Annotated in this window: 2 protein-coding genes; both read right to left on the bottom strand. The window is 76.4% G+C overall.

Features of this window, described 5'->3' with window-relative positions:
- Window positions 1-29: 29 nt before the first annotated feature.
- Window positions 30-1,112, bottom strand: a complete 1,083-nt coding sequence (locus AB0I76_RS29505) for a polyprenyl synthetase family protein (RefSeq protein WP_357042294.1) — start codon at window positions 1,110-1,112, stop codon at window positions 30-32.
- A gap of 9 nt (window positions 1,113-1,121) precedes the next feature.
- A complete protein-coding gene (locus tag AB0I76_RS29500; RefSeq protein ID WP_357042297.1) occupies window positions 1,122-1,442 on the bottom strand; it encodes a hypothetical protein in 321 nt (106 codons plus the stop codon).
- Window positions 1,443-1,607 lie beyond the last annotated feature (165 nt).

The raw sequence follows: 1,607 nt of genomic DNA, 5'->3' as shown, positions 1-1,607 counted from the left end.
CCCCGGCCCTGCGCGCGGCGGCGGGGCGGTCAGGCGGGGCGGTGGGTGGCGGCGATGGCCAGGTCGACCAGGGCCTGGCGGGCCTCGGTGTCCAGGTCGACGGTGGTCAGCGCGGTCAGCGCGCCCTCCGTCAGCGTGGCGATACGGTGTTCGGCGCGGGCCAGCGCGCCGGTGTCGGTGATCAGCTCGCGGAGCCGGGCGACGCCCGCCTCGTCGAGCGCGGGGTCACCGAGGCCGCCGAGCAGCAGCTCCCGGCCCGACTGGTCGGTGGCCTCCAGCGCCGCCGCCACGAGGTAGGTGCGCTTGCCCTCCCGCAGGTCGTCACCGGCCGGCTTGCCGGTCTGCGCCGGGTCGCCGAACACGCCCAGCACGTCGTCGCGGAGCTGGAACGCCTCACCCAGCGGCAACCCGTACGACGAGTACGCGGACCGGACCTCCGCGGGCGCGTCGGCCAGCGCGGCGCCGAGCAGCAGCGGCCGCTCGACCGTGTACTTCGCCGACTTGTACCGGGCCACCTTCCCGGCCCGCTCCAGCGAGGTGTCGCCGGTGGCCTGGGTCAGCACGTCGAGGTACTGCCCGACGGTCACCTCGGTGCGCATCTCGTCGAAGACCGGCCGCGCGCGGGCCACCGTCGCGGGCTCCAGCCCGGCGGAGTGCAGCAGCTCGTCGGACCAGACCAGGCAGAGGTCGCCCAGCAGGATCGCGGCGGCGTCGCCGAAGCCGTTCGCGTCACCGCCCCAGCCGGCCGCGCGGTGCCGGGCGGCGAACCGCCGGTGCACCGCCGGCTCGCCCCGACGGGTGTCGGAGCGGTCCATGAGGTCGTCGTGGATCAGGGCGCTGGCCTGCACGAACTCCAGCGCCGCCAGGGCGGTGACCACCTGGTCGGTGTCGACCCCGCCGGCTCCTCGGAACCCCCAGTAGGCGAAGGCCGGCCGGAGTCGCTTGCCGCCGCCGAGGACGAACGCCTCGATCGCCTCGGCCACCGGCGCCAGGGCGTCGTCGACCCCGGCCATCCAGGTGCGCTGGGTCGCCAGGAACTCGGACAGGGACTTGTCGATCCGTTGACGCAGCCCGGCGCGGTCGACGGGGGAGACAGGAGCAGCGTGGGTCACCCCACGACGCTAGCCGGTCGTGACGGTCCCCGGCGTATCGCCGGGGGCGCGACGCGCCGCCCGGTCGGTGGGGCTCCGGCGACCGCCCGGACGGCCCGGCCCCGACGGCGTCCGGGGCAGGTACGGACCGGCCCTCGCCACGGCCGCCCGGAAGCGCCGGGCGGACCGCTCGTCGGCGTACCCGCCCATCCGGCGGGTGCGGACCGCCGCCTCCACCAGCACGTCGAGCGGGACGGCCAGCACGACGGCGAGCCAGCCCAGCCAGAAACCGCCGGGGACGCGCAGGTGCCGCTCCCAGCGGGAGACCTCGTGCCGGCTGAGCGTCGGCACGCCGGAGACGGCGCAGAGCTCGGCGGCGGTTCTGCTCTGGCTCCACCCCCGGGCCAGCCGGAGGTGGGCCCGTGCCGGATCACCCCGAGCCGACCGTCGGCGACCAGCTGCCGCATCATCGTGACCGGGGCCACCCGACGGTAGTTGAACCCGCACATCGACCGC

It is taken from the genome of Micromonospora sp. NPDC049799, assembly GCF_040656655.1.
In the GTDB taxonomy this organism is placed as follows: domain Bacteria; phylum Actinomycetota; class Actinomycetes; order Mycobacteriales; family Micromonosporaceae; genus Micromonospora.
This window is presented reverse-complemented; position numbering and strand designations above follow the sequence as displayed.